Annotated in this window: 23 protein-coding genes; 9 read left to right on the forward strand and 14 right to left on the reverse strand. The window is 65.4% G+C overall.

Annotated elements, in window-relative coordinates:
- Nucleotides 1–79: 79 nt before the first annotated feature.
- The 6 genes from ykgO to ACP15H_RS11235 all read right to left on the reverse strand — a co-directional run bounded on the left by ykgO (nt 80) and on the right by ACP15H_RS11235 (nt 6,112).
- The gene (gene ykgO / locus ACP15H_RS11210; RefSeq protein ID WP_068191747.1) at nt 80–205 is read right to left on the reverse strand and encodes a type B 50S ribosomal protein L36; all 126 of its coding nucleotides are present in this window, start codon (nt 203–205) and stop codon (nt 80–82) included.
- A gap of 192 nt (nt 206–397) precedes the next feature.
- Entirely contained in the window at nt 398–703 is a 306-nt protein-coding gene (clpS, locus tag ACP15H_RS11215) for an ATP-dependent Clp protease adapter ClpS (protein WP_425066264.1), read from the reverse strand.
- 45 nt (nt 704–748) lie between these two features.
- Nucleotides 749–1,345, reverse strand: a complete 597-nt coding sequence (locus tag ACP15H_RS11220) for a glutathione S-transferase family protein (protein WP_425066265.1) — start codon at nt 1,343–1,345, stop codon at nt 749–751.
- Between the two features lie 84 nt (nt 1,346–1,429).
- A complete protein-coding gene (locus ACP15H_RS11225; protein WP_425066266.1) occupies nt 1,430–3,061 on the reverse strand; it encodes a hydantoinase B/oxoprolinase family protein in 1,632 nt (543 codons plus the stop codon).
- Nucleotides 3,061–5,130, reverse strand: a complete 2,070-nt coding sequence (locus ACP15H_RS11230; protein ID WP_425066267.1) for a hydantoinase/oxoprolinase family protein — start codon at nt 5,128–5,130, stop codon at nt 3,061–3,063. The genes ACP15H_RS11225 and ACP15H_RS11230 overlap by 1 nt, the downstream gene beginning before the upstream one ends.
- 13 nt (nt 5,131–5,143) lie before the next feature.
- The gene (locus ACP15H_RS11235; RefSeq protein ID WP_425066268.1) at nt 5,144–6,112 is read right to left on the reverse strand and encodes a Bug family tripartite tricarboxylate transporter substrate binding protein; all 969 of its coding nucleotides are present in this window, start codon (nt 6,110–6,112) and stop codon (nt 5,144–5,146) included.
- A 99-nt stretch (nt 6,113–6,211) separates the two neighbouring features.
- Between ACP15H_RS11235 and ACP15H_RS11240 the strand changes: the two genes are divergently transcribed.
- Nucleotides 6,212–7,807: an AMP-binding protein gene (locus ACP15H_RS11240; RefSeq protein ID WP_425066269.1), complete on the forward strand. Its 1,596-nt coding sequence runs from the start codon at nt 6,212–6,214 to the stop codon at nt 7,805–7,807.
- On the opposite strand, the gene ACP15H_RS11245 is transcribed toward ACP15H_RS11240, so the two are convergent.
- Genes ACP15H_RS11245 through ACP15H_RS11255 form a run of 3 tightly spaced genes read right to left on the reverse strand, consistent with a single transcriptional unit; the run spans nt 7,804 to nt 10,334 of the window.
- The gene (locus ACP15H_RS11245; RefSeq protein ID WP_425066270.1) at nt 7,804–8,571 is read right to left on the reverse strand and encodes a C13 family peptidase; all 768 of its coding nucleotides are present in this window, start codon (nt 8,569–8,571) and stop codon (nt 7,804–7,806) included. The two genes, ACP15H_RS11240 and ACP15H_RS11245, sit on opposite strands and share 4 nt — an antisense overlap.
- A gap of 21 nt (nt 8,572–8,592) precedes the next feature.
- A complete protein-coding gene (locus ACP15H_RS11250) occupies nt 8,593–9,258 on the reverse strand; it encodes a TetR/AcrR family transcriptional regulator (RefSeq protein WP_425066271.1) in 666 nt (221 codons plus the stop codon).
- On the reverse strand, nt 9,255–10,334 hold the full coding sequence (locus ACP15H_RS11255) for a phosphotransferase family protein (RefSeq protein WP_425066272.1): 1,080 nt from the start codon (nt 10,332–10,334) through the stop codon (nt 9,255–9,257). The genes ACP15H_RS11250 and ACP15H_RS11255 overlap by 4 nt, the downstream gene beginning before the upstream one ends.
- Nucleotides 10,335–10,425: 91 nt before the next feature.
- Here ACP15H_RS11255 and ACP15H_RS11260 point away from each other — a divergent pair, with 91 nt between their 5' ends.
- From ACP15H_RS11260 to ACP15H_RS11295, 8 genes are all read left to right on the forward strand, one after another.
- Nucleotides 10,426–11,241 carry a sulfite exporter TauE/SafE family protein gene (locus ACP15H_RS11260; RefSeq protein WP_425066273.1) on the forward strand — a complete coding sequence of 272 codons (816 nt, stop codon included), beginning with the start codon at nt 10,426–10,428 and terminating at the stop codon, nt 11,239–11,241.
- Nucleotides 11,242–11,365: 124 nt separating this feature from the next.
- The gene (locus ACP15H_RS11265) at nt 11,366–11,815 is read left to right on the forward strand and encodes a tripartite tricarboxylate transporter TctB family protein (RefSeq protein WP_425066274.1); all 450 of its coding nucleotides are present in this window, start codon (nt 11,366–11,368) and stop codon (nt 11,813–11,815) included.
- Nucleotide 11,816: 1 nt separating this feature from the next.
- Nucleotides 11,817–13,325, forward strand: coding sequence for a tripartite tricarboxylate transporter permease (locus ACP15H_RS11270; protein ID WP_425066275.1), 1,509 nt, complete (start codon nt 11,817–11,819; stop codon nt 13,323–13,325).
- Nucleotides 13,326–13,446: 121 nt separating this feature from the next.
- Complete coding sequence (locus ACP15H_RS11275) at nt 13,447–13,803, forward strand: cupin domain-containing protein (protein ID WP_425066276.1); 357 nt, start codon at nt 13,447–13,449, stop codon at nt 13,801–13,803.
- A 107-nt stretch (nt 13,804–13,910) separates the two neighbouring features.
- Entirely contained in the window at nt 13,911–15,095 is a 1,185-nt protein-coding gene (locus ACP15H_RS11280) for a CaiB/BaiF CoA transferase family protein (protein ID WP_425066277.1), read from the forward strand.
- A 53-nt stretch (nt 15,096–15,148) separates the two neighbouring features.
- A complete protein-coding gene (locus ACP15H_RS11285) occupies nt 15,149–15,853 on the forward strand; it encodes a DUF6134 family protein (protein WP_425066278.1) in 705 nt (234 codons plus the stop codon).
- Entirely contained in the window at nt 15,850–16,233 is a 384-nt protein-coding gene (locus tag ACP15H_RS11290) for a hypothetical protein (protein WP_425066279.1), read from the forward strand. Before ACP15H_RS11285 ends, ACP15H_RS11290 begins: the two co-directional genes overlap by 4 nt.
- Before the next feature lies 1 nt (nt 16,234).
- On the forward strand, nt 16,235–17,104 hold the full coding sequence (locus tag ACP15H_RS11295) for an alpha/beta fold hydrolase (protein WP_425066280.1): 870 nt from the start codon (nt 16,235–16,237) through the stop codon (nt 17,102–17,104).
- 103 nt (nt 17,105–17,207) lie between these two features.
- Here the strand turns inward: ACP15H_RS11295 and ACP15H_RS11300 are convergent, their stop codons facing one another.
- From ACP15H_RS11300 to ACP15H_RS11320, 5 genes are all read right to left on the reverse strand, one after another.
- Complete coding sequence (locus ACP15H_RS11300) at nt 17,208–17,969, reverse strand: sulfotransferase domain-containing protein (RefSeq protein ID WP_425066281.1); 762 nt, start codon at nt 17,967–17,969, stop codon at nt 17,208–17,210.
- Nucleotides 17,902–18,168 (reverse strand): TolC family protein, encoded by a 267-nt coding sequence (locus ACP15H_RS11305; protein WP_425066282.1) that lies wholly within the window; start codon nt 18,166–18,168, stop codon nt 17,902–17,904. Before ACP15H_RS11305 ends, ACP15H_RS11300 begins: the two co-directional genes overlap by 68 nt.
- 990 nt (nt 18,169–19,158) lie before the next feature.
- On the reverse strand, nt 19,159–19,629 hold the full coding sequence (locus ACP15H_RS11310) for a DUF3237 domain-containing protein (RefSeq protein WP_425066283.1): 471 nt from the start codon (nt 19,627–19,629) through the stop codon (nt 19,159–19,161).
- A gap of 22 nt (nt 19,630–19,651) precedes the next feature.
- Nucleotides 19,652–21,253 carry a class I adenylate-forming enzyme family protein gene (locus ACP15H_RS11315; protein ID WP_425066284.1) on the reverse strand — a complete coding sequence of 534 codons (1,602 nt, stop codon included), beginning with the start codon at nt 21,251–21,253 and terminating at the stop codon, nt 19,652–19,654.
- 7 nt (nt 21,254–21,260) lie between these two features.
- Nucleotides 21,261–21,668, reverse strand: a complete 408-nt coding sequence (locus ACP15H_RS11320; RefSeq protein ID WP_422014905.1) for a rhodanese-like domain-containing protein — start codon at nt 21,666–21,668, stop codon at nt 21,261–21,263.
- Between the last annotated feature and the right edge of the window lie 37 nt (nt 21,669–21,705).

Below are 21,705 nucleotides of genomic sequence, written 5' to 3' on the forward strand. Positions count from 1 at the left end.
GCTTCGCTCATACGCCAAATGAAAAAGCGGCGGAAGCCGAAGCTCCCGCCGCTTTTTCGCTAAGACGCTGACGCCGTCTTCAGCCCTGGCGGGCCTTGAAGCGCGGATTGGTCTTGTTGATCACGTAAACACGGCCCTTGCGGCGCACGATGCGGCAGTCCTTGTGACGGAGCTTCACCGACTTGAGAGAATGACGGATCTTCATGGCCCTAACTCAACAAAAAGCCCCGGCCGGGCCGGGGTGAATTCCGAAAGCGGGCGGAAAATACGGACCGCAGCCGCTCCCGTCAACCCATTGATTCTCCACCGAAGTTTCTCAGGCCATTTTCGCCTGATTCGCCGGATTCTCCAATGATCGCAAAGGCTTGCAAAAAGGGGCTGGACCCGCGTCGGCACCTCACTCCTCAGGCTCGGTGCTGAACTCCAGGGGATGGCCCGCACCGCGGGCCATGTCGTTGGCTTCGCTCGCCTTGGATTCGGCGATGTCGCGCGTGTAGGTGGCCACGACGCAGGCGCCGCGCTGATGGGCCGTCATCATCACGACGTAGGACTGTTCCTCGGTCATGCGAAACACGGCCTTCAGAACGACGACCACGAACTCGCGCGGCGTGTAGTCGTCGTTCAACAGGATCACCTTGTAGAGCGGCGGCTGTTTGGTCTTGGTCCGCTCCACCGCCTGCGGCTTGGTGTCGATATCGCTCATCGATCTCCCTTCAGTTGCCTTGAGGAGCACCAACGAGCGACAGTCTCAACCCACTGGCATCGTCTCGGCAAGAGGCGGAAGCTTCACGACCCTGTCGTACCAGGCGGCGAGCTTGGGATGGCCCGGACGCCACGGTTCGTTGGCGTAGCGGAAGTCGAGATAACCGAGCGCACAGCCGATCGCGATCTCGCCGATCGTCGTCAGGTCTCCCAGCGAATCGGCCTCCTTCTCCAGCAGGTCGAGCGAGCGCGTGACCTTGCCCTGCTGCAGGGCGATGTAGCTCTGGCGGCCCTCGTCCTGCGGCAGCGCGATCTCGCGGCGACGCGGCTGGGTGGCGTCGAGGATGCCATCGCCCAGCGCCTGCTGGGTGAGCGCCTTCCAGCGCGCGGGACCGGGCGCGGGAAACAGCTTGGGCGCGCTGCCGAGACTGTCGAGATATTCGCAGATCACCGGACTGTCGTAGAGCGACATTCCGTCGTCGGTGATCAGGCTCGGGACCTTGGACAGCGGATTGACCGGCAGCAGCGCCGGATCGGTCGTTCCGACCTTCCAGCGCTCGATCTTGTCGTTGAGCCCGCGCGCGATGGCGCAGGCCAGAACTTTGCGGACATAGGGGCTGGCGGCGGAATAGGCGATCTTCATGGCGTTTCCTCAAATCGTCGAAGCGGCGCGCACGTTATCCCGCCCGCCGCCCGCGACGCCATGAATTTCCCCGATCCGGCTCGCTCAGTCGTCGCCCTGATAGTCCGACACCGCCGTGACGTAGCCCGCCGCCACGTCGGCGGCGAGTGCCGCCGCGGAGCGCAGCTTGGGATCGCCATGACCGCCGCCGCCGGGCGTGCCCAGCGAGACCGTATCGCCCTTGTTCAGGACATACTGCTTCTTGGGATCGGTCTTCTCGCCGTTGATGCGCAGCTCGCCCGGCGCCCCGTCCTTGCCGCCCTCGATGCCGAAGGCCGCAAAGATCGTGCGCTCGGCCAGGAAGGAAACCGCGATCGGCGTCTCGCTGCGGCTCTCGATCAGGATCTCCTGCCCCAGCCCGCCGCGATGACGGCCGGCGCCGCCCGAGTCGGGGCGCAGCTTCTTGTGATGGAAGCGCAACGGCGCGATGTGTTCGCTGATCTCGATCGAGGTCGAGCTGACGTTCGACGGCCACGAGAGACAGGTGACGCCGTCGCCCTGCGTGTTGCCGCCCATGCCGCCGTTGTAGAAGAACATATTGGCGTAGGGCTTGCCGCCTTCCCGCACACCCGACTGGTTCATGCCCCACATCGGCGAACCGCAGGCCGCCATCACCCGCTCCGGCACGATCTGGCCCAGGCAGCCGAACACCAGCATCGGGATGTAGTGGCCGATCAGCATGCGCGAGCCGCCCGGCGCCGGGAATTGCGGGTTGACGATGCAGCCCGGCGGCGCGGTGAGCGTGATCGGCCGCCACGCGCCTTCATTGTTCGGCAGGTTGGAGTTGGTGCAGACCTTCACCCCATACATGCACATCGCATTGGTGTAGCACATGGCACAGTTGATCGCCCGGTCGACCTGGGCGTCGGTGCCGGCGAAATCGATCAGGATCTCGTCGCCCTTGATGGTGAGCGCCATCTTGATGTTGATGGGCTTGTCCATGATGCCGTCGGTCTTGAGCTCGCTGCGATAGGTGCCGTCCGGCAGTTCGCGGATCGCCGTCCGCATCGCCGCCTCGCAGCGCCCCTGGATCTCGCGCGCCAGATCGGTGAGATCGGGCAGGCCGTAATTCTCCATCAGCACGAGCAGGCGATCTTCCATCAGGTCGAGCGCCACGATCTGGGCGTAGAGATCGCCCATCGTCTGGTCCGGCGTGCGCACGTTCTTGCGGATCAGCGCCACCAGCGTCTCGTCGGTCTTGCCCGCCGCCATCATCTTCATCGGCGGGATCTGCAGCCCCTCCTCGAAGACCTCGCGCGGCTCGGGGCTCCTGATCTTGCCGCCGATATCGGGCACATGCGCCGTGGTGGCACTGAAGGCGATCAGCTTGCCGTTGCGGAAGATCGGCTTGGCCAGGGTCACGTCCGGCAGATGGCCGGTGCCAAGCCAGATGTCGTTGGTGATCAGCACGTCGCCCGGCGCGAGCTGGTCTTCCGGAAAGTGACGCAGGAAGTGCTTCACGGTCTCGGGCAGGGTGCCGATGAAGCTCGGGATGCTCTCGCTCGCCTGCACCAGCGACTGGCCGGACGCATCGGTCACGACGCAGGAGAAGTCGTAACTCTCGCGCACCAGCGTCGAGAACGAGGTGCGGACCATCGCTGCCGCCGCCTCGTCGACTAGCGAGATCAGCCGGCGCCAGAGCAGTTCAAGTTCGATGGCATCGAAGGTGCGCGACATCAGTTTGCCTCCGCCAGGATGGAGCCGTCGGCCAGAAGCCGGGCCTTGGAGTTGGGACCGACGATGAAGGTGCTCTCGTTCTCCTCGAAGACCGCGGGCCCGTCGATGCTGACGCCGGGTTCGAGGGCGTAGCGGTCCCAGACGCGCGTCGGAAGCGTCTTGCCTTCGTCGGGGAAGAACACGGGCCGTGTGCCCTTGAGCGCGTTCGCCGAAGCGTGTCGCGGCAGTTCGAGCTTGCCGCCGGTGCCGGGCATCGGCGCGCTGACCGAGAGGCGCAGGGCCACGAACTGGATCGCCGCGCCCGGCGGAGTCCGTGCAAACAGCGCCTTGTAGGCGGCTTCGAAAGAGGTCTTCACCTCGGCCTCGGCGAGGAGCTGCGGCAGCACGACGGTGATCTCGCTGCCCTGCCCGATGTAGCGCATGTCGGCGAGGCGCCGAACGGTTCGGTTCTCGACGTCGGCGCCGGTCAGGTGCAGCACGTCCAGCGCCTCCTTCTCGAGATCGGCGAAGAGGCGATCCGCGGCGGCGAGATCGGCGTCCGCCAGCGCGGTCGTGAAGCTGGCCACGCGATCGACGCGGGCCGGCGCCATCAGCATGCCGATGGTGCTGCCCGCGCCGGCACCCGGCGGACATACGACGCGGCTGACGCCGAGCTTGCGCGCGACGTGCCAGGCATGGACGGGCCCTGCGCCGCCGGTCGCGAGCAGTGCGTACTCGGAGGGCACACGGCCGCGCTCGGCGATCGCGACACGCGCCGCGCCGGCCATGTTCTCGTTCACCACGTCGTGCACGCCGAAGGCCGCGCGGCCCGGCTCGACGCCCAAGGCGCCGGCCAGCTTTCCGAAGGCGGCATTCGTCGCCACCGCGTCGATCTTCATGGCGCCGCCCAGGAAGAAGTCGGCGTTGAGATAGCCAAGGGTCAGGTCGGCGTCCGTCACGGTCGCCTCGGTGCCACCGCGGCCATAACAGGCCGGTCCCGGTTGCGCACCGCTGCTCTCGGGCCCGACGTTCAAGGTGCCGAGATCGCTCTTGTGGGCGATCGAGCCGCCGCCGGCGCCGATCTCGATCAGCTCGACCGTGGCGATCTGCATCGGCAGGCCCGAGCCGCGCAGGAAGCGCTTCTCGCGCGCCGCCTCGAAGCCCCAGGCGACCAGCGGCTCGCCATCATCGACCAGCGCGAGCTTGGCGGTCGTCCCGCCCATGTCGAAGGCCAACACGCGCTCCAGCCCGGCATTACGGCCGAACCAGGCGCCTGCCAGCGCGCCGGCCGCGGGCCCGCTCTCCAGCAGCTGCACCGGCGCCCGCTTGGCCTCGCTGACATGGGTGAGGCCGCCATTGGACAGCATGAGGAACAGGCCGCCCGGAATACCCTCGTCCCGCAGCGCCTGCTCGAGCCGTTCGAGATAGATCTCGGCCAGCGGCCGTACGTAGGCGTTGGCCACCGTCGTGCTGGCGCGCAGATACTCGCGGATCTCCGGCGCAATGTCGGACGACAGCGAGATCGACAGATTCTGGAAGCGCTCGGCCACGGCCGCGCCGATCGCGCGTTCGTGCGCGGCATTGGCATAGGAATGCAGGAAGCAGATGGCGAGACTTTCCACACCCTGCTCCACCAGATCCGCCACTTCCGCCAGCGCCGCCTCGACATCGAGCGCGATCTCAATCGAACCGTCCGGCCCCAACCGTTCCTTCACCTCGCGACGCCACGGCCTCGGCACCAGGGGCTTCGGCATCTCGATGAAGAGATCGTAGAGCTCGTATTTGCGCTCGCGCGCGATCTCCAGCACGTCGCCGAAGCCCGCCGTCGTGAGCAGGCCGGTCTTCGCGCCCTTGCGCTCGATCAGCGCGTTGGTGAACAACGTCGTGGCATGAACCACGCGGCCGATCTCCTGCGGCCGGGCGCCCGCCTTCTCCAGGACACGCCGCGTGCCTTCGAGCGCCCCTCGGGCGGGATCGTCCGGTGTCGTGCTTTCCTTCCAGATAACGGCGCGCCCGGTGCGCGGATCATGAATGACGAGGTCGGTGAAAGTTCCCCCGATGTCGATCCCGAGGGAAAGCGGCGCACTCATTACTCTTCCTTTGCTATTCAGCTCTTACATTGCCTTGCTTGGCGACCCTCGCCCAACGCTCGCGGTCTTTGGCGATATAGGCGGCGAAAGCTTCGGGTCCCTGACCGATCGGCTCAAGTCCCTGCTTAGCCAGCGTTTCGGTATTCTTGGGGTCCGAGATCGCGTCGATGAACAGCTTGGCAAGCGCCGCCTTGATGTCGGCCGGCAGGGCCGCCGGCCCCATCAGGCCAAACCAGTTGTTGATGTCGAGCGCCGGAATGTCCTTGGTGAGCAGCGGCAGTTCGGGCGCGAGCGGCGTGGGCTTCGTCGCCGCGAGCGCAAGCACCCGCACCTTGCCGCCGCGCGCCTGGCCGATCAGTTCCGAAACATTGCCGAAGAACACGTCCACGTTTCCCGCGGCCACGTCGGCAATGGCGGGCGCACCGCCGCGATACGGAACATGGATCAGCTTCAGGCCGCCCGCTTCGGCCGCGAGGAACTCCGCGCCGAGCTGATTGGTGGAGCCGAGACCGGTCGAGGCATAGCTCACCTTGCCGGGATTGGCCTTCGCGTAGGCAACGAACTCCGGGATGGTCTTGAAAGGAGCATCGACGCGCACGATCAGGGCCATCGGCACGCCGACGAGATTGCAGATCGGCGTCAGCTCCTTGTCGAGATCGAGCGGAATCTGCGATCCCGGGACGACGGGGCCGACCGCGAGCTGCCCCATGATGCCGATGCCCACCGTGTAGCCATCGGCCGGCGCCTGGGCCACGGCCTTCAACGCGATGAAGCCGCCGGCGCCGGTCTTGTTGTCGACGATCACCGTGTAGCCATGCTGGCGCTGGATGGTCTCCGCCGCGATGCGGGCGGCCATATCGGCGGTGCCGCCGGGCGCGTAGCCGACGACGATCTTGATCGGCTGTTTCGGCACCCATTGCTGGGCGCGCGCCGACGCGGCAGCCAGCACGAGCGGCGCGGCAAAAAGGCTTCGACGGAACATCACGACTCCCAATCCCCAATGGCGAGCGTTAGGCAAGCGGCGTGCCGGGTCAAGGTGACCCGCTTGTGATGAAACGGTCTTCGGGTAGTCTCCGCGCGCATGCCTCTCGCCCAACCCGCCGCCGATGTCTGGACGCTCGTCGCTGACATCGCAGTGCAGACTCCCGACGCACCGGCCTTGCTGCACGGTGATCGCACGATTTCCTTCCTGGAGCTCGCGGAGAGCGCGCGACGCGCCGCCCAGGGCCTTGCCGACCTGGGCATAGGCCCCGGCGATCGGGTGGCCCTGTGGTTGCCCAACGTGCCGGCCTATCCGATCCTCTATCTTGCGTGCATCCGGCTGGGCGCCATCGCCGTCGCGGTCAATACGCGCTATCGCGCGGTCGAAGTCACCGACATCGTCGGTCGGTCCGGCGCCAAGGTGCTGGCCTGCGCGCCGGGCTTCCGTCGGATCGACTTCCTCTCGATCCTGGCTGATGTCGAGCCCGCGGCTCTCGACAGGCTCGCGGCCGTCGTCACAGTGGGCGACGAGCCCGCCTCGATCCCGCCCGCCATCGAGCGTCTGCGGCGCGTGCCTTTCGAGCGACTGCTCTCGCGACCGCGACTCGGCCTGAACAATGCGAAGGCCAGCGCGCTCTGCAATATCTTCACGACCTCGGGGACCACGAGCGCGCCCAAGTTCGTGCTGCACCGCCAGGGTGCGATCGCCAGCCACGCCCAGCAGGTCGCGCGCGCCTTCGGCCTCACCGCACCCGACACCCTGTCCCTGTCGATCCTGCCGTTGTGCGGCGTCTACGGCTTCGACCAGACGATGGCGACGCTTGCGGCCGGCCGGCCGTGCGTGCTGGTCGATTCCTCCGAGATCGACGAGATCGCCCGCCTGATCGAACGCCATCGTCCCACGACTTTGTTCGGCAGCGACGACATGTTTGCCCGCCTGCTCGATGCAGTACCCGGCGACCATCCCTTCCCCTCGGTGAGGTGGGCAGGCTATGCCGCCTTCAACGCGTCGTTGGACGACATCGCGGAAACCGCAGAACGGCGCGGTCTGCGGCTTTGCGGCCTCTACGGAATGAGCGAGGTGCAGGCGCTCTATTCCCTGCAGCCGATCGACGCCGAGGTCGCGCGCCGCAAGAAGGGTGGCGGCGTTCCCGTTTCGCCGCTCGGCCATGTCCGCGTCCGCGATCCGGAGACCGGCGAATTGCTGGGCGTTGGCCAACCCGGCGCCCTCGAATGTGCCGGCCCGTCGCTGATGGTCGGCTATTACGGTAACGACAAAGCCACCGCCGAGACCGTGACCGCCGACGGCTATGTCCGCACCGGCGACCTCGCCGAACTCGACGGAAGCGGCGGCTTCACCTTCCTCAGCCGCATGGGCGACGTGCTGCGCCTCTCGGGCTTCCTCGTGAACCCCCTCGAAATCGAGACCCATCTGCAGAAGCTGCCCGGTATCGCCGGCTGCCAGGCCATCGCGGTGCCGCGCGCGGACGGCGTGCGGGCGGTCGCCTTTGTGATCCTCGCGCCCGGCACGTCGCTCGACGAGGCCGCCGCCATCGCGCATTGCAAGCACGGCCTCGCCAATTACAAGGTGCCGATGCGCGTCTTCGCGCTCGACGATTTCCCGAAGACGCCCTCACCCAACGGCTTCAAGATCCAGCGCGCCCGCCTGCGCGACATGGCGCTGGAGCGAATCTAGCGGCCCGGCAGCCTGAGGTTCGCGACAGCGGATCCGACGAAGATCTGCGGCTGCGACGGCGTACGGATGCCCATGCTCTTCTCGAGGTTCTGCACGCAGCTCCGCGTGGCCTGGGCGAGCTGGCTCCAGGTCGAGGCTGAATCGAACTGCTCCAGCAGGCACTGGTCGTAATAGGTGAAGCGGTCGCCCGCGCCGCAGCCGAAGCTCACGCGATCGGCCGCGGCGGCCGTCAGCACCACCCGGTTGGGCTGGCGCATGGAAGAGGTCAGGAAGACCCCGCTGTGGCAGGCCGAGACGACGACGACCGTCGGCAGCGTGCCGCAGCCCGCGTCGAGGGCATTGTCGAGCGTGGCGGGCCGGATGACGCCGTTGGCCTGCCGCAGCACGACGCCTGTTTCATTTCCATGGCTGGTGATGAAGGCGAGGCAGGCCCCTGCGCCCCCCGCATTGCGCAGCGCGTTGGAGACGTTCGCCGCGCTGGCGACCTCGGCCGACGGATTGCGCCCGGGATCTGAGGTGAGCAGGCGGATGTCCCGAACACCGCGCGCCGACAGCTTGTCGCGCAGCGCGTCGATGCCGTTGTCGAAGGACGGGCTGTTGTTGTCGCCGGCAATCAGCACCGCATGCCAGCGCACCGCCGGCACGTCGCCGGGCACCGCCGCCATCGCCGTGTTGCGGCCGGACGGCGGCGCCGCGTCGGAGTCCGGCGTGCAGCCGATCAGGGAGGCCAGCAACGCAAACAGGGCTGCGACGCGAATCACCATACTCTGCGGCTCCAGATCTTCTTAAGCGGTCTGCGGTGCGGCGCCGACCATGCGCAAGGCCATGTCGGTGTAGAGTTTCGCCATCTGCTCCTCGGAGAGATCGCCCCCTGGACCGTACCACATCGAGACATGGGTGCACTGGTCGAGCAGCGCCATGGCCATCGCCTTGAGATCGTGCTTTCCGTCGACGCGCGGGGGATCGAACACGCCCTTTTCGACGCCATGCCTGAGAACCGTCACCACGATGTCGCGAATTGCGCGCCGGCTGCGCCGGATGTCGGCCACGCGCGCCGAATCCAGCCAGCCGATTTCGCGGTTGGCGACCAGCGCTTCGATGCGCAGCCGGCAATGCCGGATGACATAGACCCGCACGAAGGCCGCAAGTTCGGCGCGCGGATCACCGCCCGCGCCGGCCACCGCCTGCTGGCACTGCCGCTCCAGCTCGCCCTGGGTCGAGGCGATGATGTCGTGCAGCAGCTCGTCCTTCGACTTGAAGTGATTGTAGAGCGCCCCCTGCGTCAAGCCGCAGGCCTTCATGATGTCGCGCACCGTCACGACCGGGTAACCGCGCTCGGCGAACTGGGCGAAGGCCGCGGCACGGATCGCCTCGACCGGCGGCCGCGCTTCGCGTTCCGCAATGACTTCCGCTGGCTCGTCGTCGGCGAGGATCGTCTTGCGCTTGCTCATCGTGAGGCTCCAGACATGTTGCTCACGATCTCCCAGGCGAGATCGGCTGCGGGCTTCACCAGCTTGCCCGAATCGGCGGCACGCATGTTGGCCGCCGTGCCGTCGAGCGACCGGGCATAGACGCCCTGCCGGATGCAGGACACGCGAAACAGATTGTAGGCCATGTAGAACTCCCAGAGCTTGGGCTCCGGGACGGAGCGCTTCGACAGGGTGCTGTAGTAGTCCACCATCTCGGCCTCCGTCGGAAGGCCGAGTTCGTCGAGATCGTGTCCCAGCAGACCGCCCCAGTCCTTGGGCGTGCGCCACAGCATGCAGAGATAGGAAAGCTCGGCCAGCGGGTCGCCGAGCGTCGAGATCTCCCAGTCGATGATGCCCAGCACGCGCGGCTCGATGGCGTGGAAGATCATGTTGTCGAGGCGATAGTCGCCATGGACCAGCACCGTTTCGTCGTTCGTGGGCAGGTTGGCCGGCAGCCAGTCGAACAGCCGGTCCATCGACTCGATCTTCTCGGTCTCCGAAGCCTTGTACTGTTTTCCCCAGCGCGAGATCTGGCGGGCCACGTAACTGCCGGGGCGGCCGAAATCGGCGAGTCCGAGGGCGGCGTAGTCGACCCTGTGGAGGCGGGCCAGCGCCTCGAACTTGGCGCGGTAGATGTTCCGGCGGCCGTCCTTCGGCACGTCCGGCAGCAGCGGGTCCCACAGCACGCGGCCGTCGCAGTATTCCATTATATAGAAGGGCGTGCCCACGACGCTCTCGTCGTCGCTGAGCGCATAGGCCCGCGGGGTCGGCACGTCGGTGCGATTGAGGGCCGAAATCACCCGGAATTCCCGGTCGACCGCGTGAGCGGACGGCAGGAGCTTGCCCGGCGGCTTGCGGCGCAGCACGTAGCGGCGGCCGGCGCCATCGGTCAGCCGATAGGTCGGGTTGGACTGGCCTCCCTTGAACTGCTCGACCCGCACCGGAGGCGTGAATCCCTCCACATCGGCGGACATGAAACGGCCGAGCGACTGCTCGTCGAACCGATGCTTTTCCTGCACCGCCATCGTGCCGATATAGTCGTCCCCTCGCCGTGACACCCGAAAACCTCCTGAACGACCGTTCATATTGGCCGGGAGTTTGCTCGCCCGCCGGTGCGCATGCAATATCGACCAACGGGGACATTGACGCGTGGAATATCTGTTTGCGGCCTACCCGCCGGCCGCCTGGGCGGCGCTCCTGGGGACGGGCATCCTCATCGGCTTGCTGGCGGGGCTCCTGGGGGTCGGCGGCGGCATCGTAGCGGTCCCGATCCTGCTGGAAATATTCGAATTTCAGGGTGTCGCGGAAACGCAAGCGGTGCCCCTCGCCGTGGGGACGGCCCAGGCGAGCATTCTCATTGCCTCGATCACTGCTGCCGCAGCCCACTGGCGCGCCGGAACGGTCGACCGCGAACTGGTCCGGACCTGGCTGCCGGCCTTGATGGTCGGCGCCATCGTCGGTCTTGCCTTGAGCCCCCTCGCACCCACGAAGGTCCTGACCACCCTGTTTGCGGTGGTGGCGGCGGCACTCGCCCTCAAGATGGCGGCAGGCGACCGCCTCATTATTGGGCATAGCGAGCCCCGAGGTCCCCTCTCTCACCTCTCCCCCGCCCTCGTCGGGGGCCTGGCGGCCGCCGTCGGTGTCGGTGGCGGCACATTGAGCACACCGGTCCTGACGCTGTTCTCATTTTCCATCAAACGCGCGATCGGGGCCGGCGCCCTGTTCAATCTGCTGATCGCCGTGCCCGCGACGCTCGTCTTTCTGCATATGGATCTGAATGTGCCGGGTCGCCCCGCCGATGCGCTAGGCGATGTGGCGATGTTTTGCGTTGCGGCCCTCTCCCTGCCTGCGCTCTTTGTCGCGCCGATCGCCGCGCGATGGTCCGCAAGGGTCCCCGTGTCCCTGTTGCGGCGCTTGTTCGCGCTTTGCCTGGCCATAATCGCAGTCCGTCTGCTGCTTAGGTAGTGCACTTAGCACTTGTATTGCACTTGGCACTTGGGCAAAGCGGCCGAATTGTGTTTAGCTGCTGGCGGTCCAGGGGTTTGGGCCCAACAGCACATCGAAAACTACGCGTTCTGGGGAGGCATCGTTGAATCGATTCCTAAGCAAGGACTTCTTGTCCGGGCTGATGTTCATTGGCTTCGGACTTGTGGCCCTCTATTTCGGGCAAAAACTGGCGATCGGCACGCCCGTTCGCATGGGCCCGGGCTACGTGCCGCGGATGCTCTCACTGACGCTTCTCGGACTGGGCGCGCTGGTTTGCATCATCGCCGTGGTGAGCGGCAGTGAGCCGGTCGAACGGCCGAAGTGGAAGCCGATCACGCTGGTGACCCTCGGCATCGTCTGTTTCGCGCTGCTGTTCGAGCGCGCAGGCCTGATCCCCGCCCTGGTCGTGCTCATCATGATTGCCTCCCTCGCCGGCGAGGAATTCAAGCTCACCGAGGTGATCGGCAATATCGTCGTCCTCTCCGTCCTGTGCACGCTCGTCTTCAAGGTCGGGCTGGGCATGAACATCTACATCCTGCGCGGAGTCTGGTGAGATGGATCTGCTCGACAATCTCGCGCTGGGTTTCAGCGTCGCCCTTTCCTTCCAGAACCTGACCTACGCACTGCTGGGCTGCCTCCTCGGCACCCTGATCGGCGTTCTGCCCGGTATCGGCCCGGTGGCGACCATCGCCATGCTGCTGCCGATCACCTTCCACCTCCCGCCCACGGCCTCGCTGATCATGCTGGCCGGCATCTACTATGGCGCGGCCTATGGCGGTTCGACGACGTCGATCCTCGTGAACCTGCCGGGTGAAGCTTCCTCGGTCGTGACCTGCCTCGACGGCTACCAAATGGCCCGCAACGGCCGTGCCGGTGCAGCGCTGTCGATCTCCGCGGTCGGCTCGTTCTTTGCCGGCACGGTCGGCACCATCATCATCGTGCTGTTCGCGGAGCCGCTGACGCGCATGGCGCAGAAATTCGGCCCGGCCGACTACTGCTCCCTGATGGCCCTCGGCCTCGTCGCCGCGGTCATCCTGGCCAGCGGCTCGGTGGTCAAGGCGATCGCCATGATCTTCCTGGGCCTGCTGTTCGGACTGGTCGGCACCGACGTGAACACCGGCGCCCAGCGCTTCACCTTCGACATTCCGGAGCTGAGCGACGGCATCGACTTCGCGCCGATCGCCATGGGCCTGTTCGGCATCGCCGAGATCGTCGTGAACCTCGAACGACACCTCACCCGAACCGGCGGCACCATCAAGGTCACGTCGCTGTGGCCGACCATGGAAGAAGTCAGGCGCGCCATCCCAGCCGCACTTCGTGGCACCTTCCTGGGCGCGGCGCTCGGCGTTCTGCCCGGCGGCGGTCCGACGCTGGGCGCCTTCTCGGCCTACACGCTCGAGAAGAAGCTGTCGAAGAACCCCGGCCAGTTCGGCAAGGGTGCGGTCGAGGGTGTCGCCTCTCCCGAGGCGGCCAACAACGCCGCCGCCCAGACCTCGTTCATCCCGATGCTGACGCTGGGCATCCCCTCCAACGCCGTCATGGCGCTGATGGTGGGCGCCATGATCATCCAGGGCATCCAGCCGGGCCCCGAGGTCATGACCAAGAAGCCCGACCTGTTCTGGGGCATGATCGCCTCGATGTGGATCGGCAACGCGATGCTGGTCATCATCAACCTGCCGATGATCGGCATCTGGGTGAAGCTGCTGACCGTGCCGTACCGCTTCCTGGCACCGGCCATCCTGCTCTTCTGCTGCATCGGCGCCTACAGTCTGCAGAACAGTACGTTCCACGTCATGCAGGTCGCGATCTTCGGCATCCTGGGCTACGTCTTCGTCAAGCTGGGCTGCGAAGGCGCTCCGTTCCTTCTGGGCCTCGTGCTGGGGCCGCAGATGGAGGAATACTTCCGGCGCGCCATGCTTCTTTCGCGTGGCGATCCAATGGTCTTCCTCGAACGCCCGATCAGCCTGGGCCTGCTCATCACGACGGCGGTCCTGCTGCTCCTGATGGCCTTGCCCAGCTTCAAGAAGGCGAGAAAAGAAGCCTTCGTCGAAGAAGAGGGCTGACCCCCTCCTCCAATACTCTGAAAAGGGCCCCAGGCTTGCGCTTCGGGGCCCTTTGCATTTTGATGGTCAGTGTCAGCGTTAGCGTCCGCGTCCCCGTCACTGCCCAGCGAGAGGTCGCCGCATGAACGTCGAGACACTGGCCGGCATCGTCCCGGATTCAACCTATGTCGACGTCGGCAGCGTGCCGTGGCAGCCGACGCGCTTCGCCGGCGTCGAATGGAAGATCCTGATGGAGCAGAAGGAAACCGGACTCTCGACCGTGCTGATGCGCTGGGCCCCGGGCGCCCGCCTGCCGGCACACCAGCATGTCGCCATCGAGCAGACTTACGTGCTCGAGGGATCGTTTGCCGACCACGCCGGCGTGTGCCGCGCCGGCAACTATGTCTGGCGACGCGCCGGCAGCCGCCACGATGCCTGGACCGACGAAGGCTGCCTCATGCTCGCGATCTTCCTGAAGCCCAACACCTTCTTCGACTAGCCGGCGCCGCGACAGACGCGGTCTTCGAATAGAACCTCTCCCCGACCTCTGCTAATGCTCCGTCGCAGCCAGCCCTGTCGAGGCTGGCGCAAGGGAGGCAGAGGGATATGTCAGGCGTTCTTGAAGGCATCCGCGTACTCGATTTCGGCCGCTACATCGCTGGTCCGTTCTGCGGCACGATGCTGGCCGATCTCGGCGCCGAAGTGATCCGGGTCGAGAAGCTTGAGGGCAGCGAGGATCGCTGGGTGACCCCGGTCGTCGAGGGCGGCGAAGGCGCCATGTTCCTCCAGATGGGCCGCAACAAGCTCGGCCTCACCCTCAATCCGATGAAGCCCGAGGGCCGCGAGATCGTGAAGAAGCTGGTCGCGGCTTCCGACGTGGTGATCGCCAACCTGCCCTACGAAGACCTGCAGAAGATGGGCATCGACTACGAGACCATCTCGGCCATCAACCCGCGCATCATCCTCGCCACGACATCGACCTTCGGCTCGGAAGGCCCCTACAAGACGCGCGTCGGCTTCGACACGATCGGCCAGGCGATGTCCGGCGCCATGCACCTCTCGGGCGACGGCGAGACACCGACCCGCATGAACGCTCCCTTCGTCGATTTCGGCACCGCGCTGCTCAATACCGTGGGCGTTCTGGCGGCCCTGATGGATCGCGCCAAGAGCGGCAAGGGCCAGAAGGTCGAGACGGCCCTGCTGCGCACCGCCATCAACATCACCAACGGCCACCTGATCGAGCAGGCGATGCTGGACCTCAACCGCATCGCCACCCTCAATCGCGGCTTCACGGCGGGCCCGTCCGACACCTTCAAGTGCAAGGACGGCTGGATCTACGCCATGACGATCGGCCAGCCGCTGTTCGTGCGCTGGTGCAAGCTGATGGGCGACGAGAGCCTGGCGGCCGATCCGCGCTTCAAGGACGACCTCGCGCGCGGCGACAACGGCGAGGCCCTGTCGGCGATCATGCAGAAATGGTGCGACAGCCGCACGGTCGCCGAAACACTGGCGGCGCTCGAAGCCAGCCGCATTCCGGCCGGCCCGGTCTACACGCCGCAGCAGACGCTCGACGACAAGCACGTGAAAGAGGCCGGCTTCTTCCACTCGATGGACTATCCGGGAGCCAAGATGGGCGTACCGGTCCTGCAGGAGCCCGTGAAGCTCTCGCGCACCCCCCTCACCATCCGCCGCCGCGCACCTACTCTCGGCGAACACACGGACCAGATTTTGCAGGAACTCGGCTATGGCGCTGACGACATTGCGAAGTTGAGGACCGACCGGGTCGTCTGAGGGGGGCTGATCCAAGGGCCTCTCCGGGCGTATAATGGCTCAGGAGCTGACCCATGATGCGACGTCTACTGCTTGTGTTGATGACGGCGGGCTTCTGCAGCTCGGCAGGCGCGCTGGCCGCGCAAGACCTGCCGTATGGCCAAAGTCACGTTTTTGCCGCTTTCCGCAACGGCGAGCGGATCGGCACGCACACGCTCACCTTCCAGCAGAGCGGCGACAAGCGTGTCGTGACGACTTCGATAGACTTCTCGGTCAAGGCGCTCGGCCTGACGATGTATCGCTACATGCACCGCGGTCAGGAGGTCTGGAACGGCAACACGTTCGAATCGATCTCGACCCAGACGGACGACAACGGCACCAAGTATGGCGTGAAGGCCAAGCAAGATGCCGCTGGCGTTGCGGTCGTGCGCGACGGCGGCAGCGCACCGAAATTGTCAGCCAACGATGTCGGCTTTCAGCAGGGCGGCGCCCGGCAGGAAACACTCCCGGCAGGCACGCTTCCGTCGACCCACTGGAACCTGAACCAGGTCAAACAGTCGGCGATGCTCAACAGCCAGAACGGCGCGCTCGCGAAGGTCCAGATCACGCCTAGGGGTCGCGAGACCATCAAGACGGCCAACGGCACCCTCGAGGCGACTCGCTATTCCTATACCGGCGATGTCGAGATGGATCAGTGGTTCGACGATCGCGGCCGCTGGGTGAAGGCCTCATTCAAGGCTTCCGACGGGTCTACGATCGAGTACATACTGCAGGAATGATCCCTGCAGATTGTTTTGCGAAGCTGCCCGAGCTCCTGTCTGAAGATGCCGACCTGCTGCGGCGCGGCCGATGGCTGAACGTCGAGTGCAGGATCGACATCGGCCGCGAGCCCTTCCACCTGACCTTCAGGGACGGCACCCTCGCCGCCTTCGATCGCGGACCGCGCCTGATGCGATCCACCGCCTTCACCGTCCGCGGCAGTGACGAAGCGTGGCGGCATCACTGGCAGCGAATGCCCGAGCCGGGCTGGCACGATCTGTTCGCGCTGACCAAGCGCGGCGCCGCTTCATTGGAAGGCGACCTGCGACCGTTGCTGCAGAACCTGCAGGTTTTCAAGGACCTGCTGGCCCTGCCACGCCGACTGGCGGAGGCCCCCTGACATGCCACCCGTTCTCGACCCCATGGTCGGCCGCTACGTCCGGCTCGACATCGAGGGCACGCCGCATCGCCTCTACTTCGAGGAAGCCGGCAGCGGTATCCCCCTCGTCTGCCTGCACACGGCGGGCGCCGACGGTCGCCAGTTCCGTCATCTCCTCGCCGATCCCGAGATCACGCGCCGCTTCCGCGTGATCGCGTTCGACATGCCCTGGCACGGCAAGTCGACGCCGCCCGACGGCTGGGAAACGACAGAATACCGGCTGACCACGGCCTCCTACACCGCCGCGATCCGAGCCTTCTGTCAGGCCCTGGAGCTCGATAAGCCGGCCGTCATGGGCTGCTCGATCGGGGGCCGCATCGTGCTCAACCTCGCGATCGAACACGCCGCCGAGTTCCGTGCCCTCGTCGCGCTCGAAGCCGCCGATTTCCAGCAGCCCTGGTACGACACCGCCTGGCTGCACCGTCCCGACGTTCATGGCGGCGAAGTCTGCGCCGCGCTGATCTCGGGCCTGATCGCGCCGCAAAGCCCGCCGGTCAGCCGACACGAGACGCTGTGGATGTACATGCAGGGCGGCCCCGGCATCTTCAAGGGCGATCTCTATTTCTATCGGGTCGACGGCGATCTGCGCGAGAAGGTGAAGTCGATCGACACCAAGGTCTGCCCCCTCTACCTGCTAACCGGCGAGTACGACTTCTCCTGCACAACCCAGGACACGCTACGCACGGCGTCGCAAATTCGCGGCGCGCAGGTCCAGGTCATGAAAGAACTCGGCCACTTCCCGATGAGCGAGAACCCCGCCAAGTTCCGCGAATACATCCTGCCCGTGCTCGAAAAGATCGCGATCGGCTGCGTTTCCGGCGCAGGCGTTTGAGACGAGGCATCTTCGCCAGATGTCGAAACGCGGTATGGACGGCTTTGGTCCCTCGGGCATGTTCCTCGGCGCATGTCCGGGGCAATGACCGAACAGCCCGTTATCAGCGTGTGAGCCTAGTGGAGACCCGTTTCACGACCGACTGCAATCGCCCTGCCCTTCGTGGCAGCAAATTATCCACCCAGTCATTGCTGGTCTCATAGCGCAAGTCCTGCAGGACGGTCGGAAACCTTTCGAGGAATGCACTTGCCAAATCGGGCGTGAACTCGCGGCTCCATTGCGCGACATCCCCACATCGAACATGTTTTGAGCGGTACAACATCAAGTTGCCAAAGAGGCTGTTATTCCAGAACATTTGACGGCAAATTGCCTGTTCTGACTCTTCGAATCCCAGAGCGGCTACTATTCTCGACCAGCGTTGCATCTGCCCGCCCTGCCTCAGCTCTTCATAGCGAACTTCGACACAGTTGGGGCGATCGTACTGCCACTGCACCATGTCCCTTATGGTGCTGTTTGTGGAATTCTCCATTTCGAAGACATATCGCTCGAATGATGTCTTCAGCTCATTGAGCTGTTGTTGATACGTGCGGTTGTCGTAGCCTGGCACCGGCTCATGTAGCCACGTTTCGGCGGCCTTCGAGTGATAGTGCATGGCGGAAATCAGAACGTCGCGCGGATCACGAATGAGATGCAGCACCCGAACGTCGCCACGAGACAAAAGATCGGGGTACTCTCTGAAATCCGAATTCGGTGAGAAAAAAATCGCCGGACGGTCCGACTCTCCAATCCCACGCGCGTCACGCCCATTCAGCTCCAGGTACGTGCAGGGTGACGACCTTCTGCCGGTCGGCCCGATAGTTCGCAAACGCGTTCTCCACGTCCTGCAGAGCCGCCAGCACGGAGGCGCGGTAGGCTCCGGCCGCCTGGTTGGCTTGAGCGATCGCGGCGTCCTTCTGGTAGCCCAGCTTGCCGGCATTGAAGATCGGCAGGGTGATAGAGGGCCCGATCGACCAAGTGCCCGGCACGCCGATCGAGACGCCGCTGATATTGGTCTGACTTTGCAACAAACGACGCGACAGCAAGAGACACAAGGGCGAGGGCGAGCGCGAGCGCGAGGAGACGGGAAACGTAGGAGCGCCAGCTCATTAGGGTCCTCGCTTGAGGTTGCCGGCCACTATCGGAAGCTGCCCTGCCTCTGTCTAAGACGAATGCGCCGGGAATTGTTTCGGCTCGTTTCTCCGTCGCGCCGGAAATACCTGGAAACACACGAGTAACACCATGTCTTTCCTCGGGACGCGATGAAGCCGGCTGGCCGTCAAATTGTGCATCCGGAAACGGAAGATTGTTGTTGCTGGACCTTTCAGCTGGCACCGCAGCAGCACATCGAAACAGTGCAGGAGCTGCGTTTCCTCCCATTCTTCGCGACTGTATCCGTCGCTTGTGCCATCGCCCGTTCAATCCGGTCGATCACTCGATTCGAAGTTTCAGGAAGCCACATGTATCGATTCACAGCCCCCGGAAAGCCGGAGCACGCAGAGTGCGCACGGACAGCACCCCTCTCGTATCGCTTCGGGCGGGCGCGCTGATGGCCGTGGTCTCGCCAGGACCGTCCGACCGACGCGATACTCTGCCCGTCGTTTGTCAGTGCCGCGTTCTGCCGAGTGCCCAGACCAGCGGCTATACGGTGAGCTTCTATGCCAAGCCTGGCGAACCGGATGGTTGGTCTCTCGAAGCCTACAGCCATATACGTGGCGTCGCCCGGCTGCCGCAGAATGCAGGCACCCAGGAGCAGCGCGCATGGCAAAGCGCCGTCGTACGCAGACTGCGGCGGCAAGGCGTCGATGTCCTGTCGCATCGAGAAGCCGATGCCTACGAAAGGGCAAAGGGTCGCCTTTGGTCCCTGGTCTGGAGAACACCGGTCCTACGATACATCTTTCTTTGCTGAGGGCGCGTCGGGACGGAGCGGCAGAGTCGGGCCGTTGGCCGGCAGCGGCTTGGGCGAACAGGCTGGAGCGCGAGCGCTGATGTCGGTCCGTGTGCCTGGGCGCTGCCCCTCACAGAATTTGGAAGACCTCGTAGACCGGCCCGGCGGGGTCGCGTCGTCCGGTCGAGACGCAGACGATGCGGTTGAGGAAGCGATACTTTTCCGACGCCGTCTCGAACCAGGGCGTGGCACGGAAATAGTACTGGCTGGGGTCGACCTTCTCGCCCTTGTTGAGCTGCTCGATCACCCAGGCCGGGCCATGCCGCATGCCGCGATAGCTCATATAGACGAGGTGCCCGTCGTCGGTTTTGAGCGTGAGCCGCACGTCGAGTTGCAGGATCCCGTCGCGCCGCTGCAGCAACCAGTCGCCGGCCGGCGCCGGCAGGACGGTGCCGCGCAATTCCTCACCCTCGAACGTGCCGCCGGTCACGGTCGCAATACGACGGCGGCCATAGGGGGTCTCGCCGACATCGACGACGGTGGGATCGACCTGAAGAGTCAGCGTGAAGAGATGGGTGGAACGGAGTGTCGGTTCGCTCATGCTAATCCTCGAATCTTGGCCGTCAGATCTTGGCCGTCCGACCTTCCCAGTAGGGCGCGCGGAGTTCGCGCTTCATGATCTTGCCTATGGTGCTGCGCGGAAGCGAGTCGCGGAACTCGACGGCGACCAGGCGCTGCGTCTTGCTGAGCTGCCCGTTCGCCCAATCGCGCACCGCCTCCTCGCCAACCGTCGCACCGGCGCCGCGCACGCACAAGGCCATCGGCGATTCGCCCCACTGATCGCTCGGCACCCCGATCACGGCGACGTCGATGACGTCGGGATGCTTCAGCAGGAGAACCTCGATGTCGGCGGCGTAGACGTTGAAGCCGCCCGAGATGATCATGTCCTTCTTGCGATCGAGCAGGATCAGGAACCCGTCCTCGTCGAGCTTGCCCATGTCGCCCGACCTGAAGAACAGCCTGCCGTCGGCGTCGTGCCAGAAAAGCTCGCGGGTCTTGTCGTCCTGCTTGTAGTAGCCCTTCATCATCATCTCGGCGCGACCGGCGATCTCACCGACCTCGCCCTGCGGCAGCTCCCGGCCCTGCTCGTCGAGGATCTTGAGCTCGACGCCAAAGCCCGGCTTGCCGACCGTGTGGAGCTTGTCGGGATGCAGGTTGGCTTCGAGCATGCAGCTCCCGCCGCCCTCGGTCAGGCCGTAGATCTCGATCAATCGGCCGGGCCAGCGCGCGAGGCAGTCGGCCTTCACCTGGGCGCGCAGTGGCGCGCTGGTCGAGAGCTTGGCCTTGAAGGAACCGAGGTCGTACCTGCCGAAATCGGGATGGGCCAGGATACGCTGGTACTGAACGGGCACCAGCATGGCATGCGTGGCCCGCTCCGCCTGGGCCAGTTCGAGGAACTTCACCACGTCGGACTTGCGCATGAGGATCGACGTGCCGCCGACGCCGACGGTGGCCAGCAGCGCAACCAGCGTGGTGTTGGAATAGAGCGGCGTCGAAACCAGCGAGATCGTGTCCGGCCCGTAGTCGAACGCCGGGAAGCGCACCGGAAGCTGGCTGCGCAGCGCGTGCGAATGAAGGATGCCCTTGGGCAGGCCGGTCGTGCCGGAACTGTAGATGATGTTGAAGTCGTCCAGCGGCCCGATCGCGGTCTCGAACGGCGCGTCGCTCGCCGGCGCCACCCAGGCCTCGAAATCCTGCCAGCCCGGCCGCGCGAAATCGTAGGCGATGCGGCCGCCGGCCACCAGCTTGCCCAGGCGTCCCTCATAGGGTTCGACCAGAGCGCGGTACTGGTCGGACAGGAACAGGACCTTGGCGTCGCAATCGTCGAGCATCTTCTCGAGCGCATCGGCAGCGGCCATCGTCGAGAGCGGCACGACGCAGACCCCGGCCCGCAGGCCGCCCATGAAGGTCTCGAGATACTCGATCGAGTTGGCGGCCAGGATCGCGATCTTGTCGCCGCGGCCCAGTCCCATTTCCGACAGCCGCCGGGCGATCCGGTTGATGCGTCCGTCGAACGCCTGCCAGCTTCGCACCGTCCCGTCGCACTTCACCGCCGGCTTGTCCGGATGGCTTCGCGCATGCCGCGCGACATAGGCCGGGATCGACGTGAACTCCGGAATGTCGTCGATGACCGGCTGCGGAACGACAGGCTGGTCGGCGCTCACGGCCGGCCTACTTCTTGGGCTCGACCGTCTCCACCGGACCGCCGGCCTTCTTCCAGGCGCCGAAGCCGCCTTCGAAATGGGCGACCGGGGTGAGGCCCATGTCCTGGGCCGTCTTGGTCGACAGGGCCGAGCGCCAGGCCCCGGCGCAGAAGAACACGAACTTGTTGCCGGTCTGGAAGTAATCCTTGGCGTAGGGGCTGTGCGGATCGATCCACATTTCGAGCATGCCACGCGTTACGTTGATGGCGCCGGGGATAGTTCCGTCGCGCCACAGTTCGCGTGGATCGCGGATGTCGATGAAGGTCACGTCCGGCTGGCCGTGCATTTTCATCGCGTCGGCCAGCGACAGCGTCTCGATCTGGCTGTTGGCCTCGTCGACCATCTGCTGGACCGTCTTCTTGATCTCGAGCGGCATCGAATCCTCCTACGCGCTTGCTTCGAGTTTCAGTAGC

Origin of the sequence: Reyranella sp. (genome assembly GCF_965249915.1) — a bacterium.
In the GTDB taxonomy this organism is placed as follows: Bacteria; Pseudomonadota; Alphaproteobacteria; order Reyranellales; family Reyranellaceae; genus Reyranella.

Excerpts from the sequence above, each read along its gene's own strand:
- ACP15H_RS11250 (WP_425066271.1), bottom strand. The coding sequence starts at position 9,258 with ATGAGCAAGCGCAAGACGATCCTCGCCGACGACGAGCCAGCGGAAGTC.
- ACP15H_RS11295 (WP_425066280.1), top strand. The coding sequence starts at position 16,235 with ATGCCACCCGTTCTCGACCCCATGGTCGGCCGCTACGTCCGGCTCGAC.
- ACP15H_RS11225 (WP_425066266.1), bottom strand. The coding sequence starts at position 3,061 with ATGTCGCGCACCTTCGATGCCATCGAACTTGAACTGCTCTGGCGCCGG.
- ACP15H_RS11270 (WP_425066275.1), top strand. The coding sequence starts at position 11,817 with ATGGATCTGCTCGACAATCTCGCGCTGGGTTTCAGCGTCGCCCTTTCC.
- ACP15H_RS11235 (WP_425066268.1), bottom strand. The coding sequence starts at position 6,112 with ATGTTCCGTCGAAGCCTTTTTGCCGCGCCGCTCGTGCTGGCTGCCGCG.
- ACP15H_RS11245 (WP_425066270.1), bottom strand. The coding sequence starts at position 8,571 with ATGGTGATTCGCGTCGCAGCCCTGTTTGCGTTGCTGGCCTCCCTGATC.
- ACP15H_RS11320 (WP_422014905.1), bottom strand. The coding sequence starts at position 21,668 with ATGCCGCTCGAGATCAAGAAGACGGTCCAGCAGATGGTCGACGAGGCC.
- ACP15H_RS11275 (WP_425066276.1), top strand. The coding sequence starts at position 13,447 with ATGAACGTCGAGACACTGGCCGGCATCGTCCCGGATTCAACCTATGTC.
- ACP15H_RS11220 (WP_425066265.1), bottom strand. The coding sequence starts at position 1,345 with ATGAAGATCGCCTATTCCGCCGCCAGCCCCTATGTCCGCAAAGTTCTG.
- ACP15H_RS11285 (WP_425066278.1), top strand. The coding sequence starts at position 15,149 with ATGATGCGACGTCTACTGCTTGTGTTGATGACGGCGGGCTTCTGCAGC.
- ACP15H_RS11240 (WP_425066269.1), top strand. The coding sequence starts at position 6,212 with ATGCCTCTCGCCCAACCCGCCGCCGATGTCTGGACGCTCGTCGCTGAC.
- ykgO (WP_068191747.1), bottom strand. The coding sequence starts at position 205 with ATGAAGATCCGTCATTCTCTCAAGTCGGTGAAGCTCCGTCACAAGGAC.
- clpS (WP_425066264.1), bottom strand. The coding sequence starts at position 703 with ATGAGCGATATCGACACCAAGCCGCAGGCGGTGGAGCGGACCAAGACC.
- ACP15H_RS11290 (WP_425066279.1), top strand. The coding sequence starts at position 15,850 with ATGATCCCTGCAGATTGTTTTGCGAAGCTGCCCGAGCTCCTGTCTGAA.
- ACP15H_RS11230 (WP_425066267.1), bottom strand. The coding sequence starts at position 5,130 with ATGAGTGCGCCGCTTTCCCTCGGGATCGACATCGGGGGAACTTTCACC.
- ACP15H_RS11310 (WP_425066283.1), bottom strand. The coding sequence starts at position 19,629 with ATGAGCGAACCGACACTCCGTTCCACCCATCTCTTCACGCTGACTCTT.
- ACP15H_RS11280 (WP_425066277.1), top strand. The coding sequence starts at position 13,911 with ATGTCAGGCGTTCTTGAAGGCATCCGCGTACTCGATTTCGGCCGCTAC.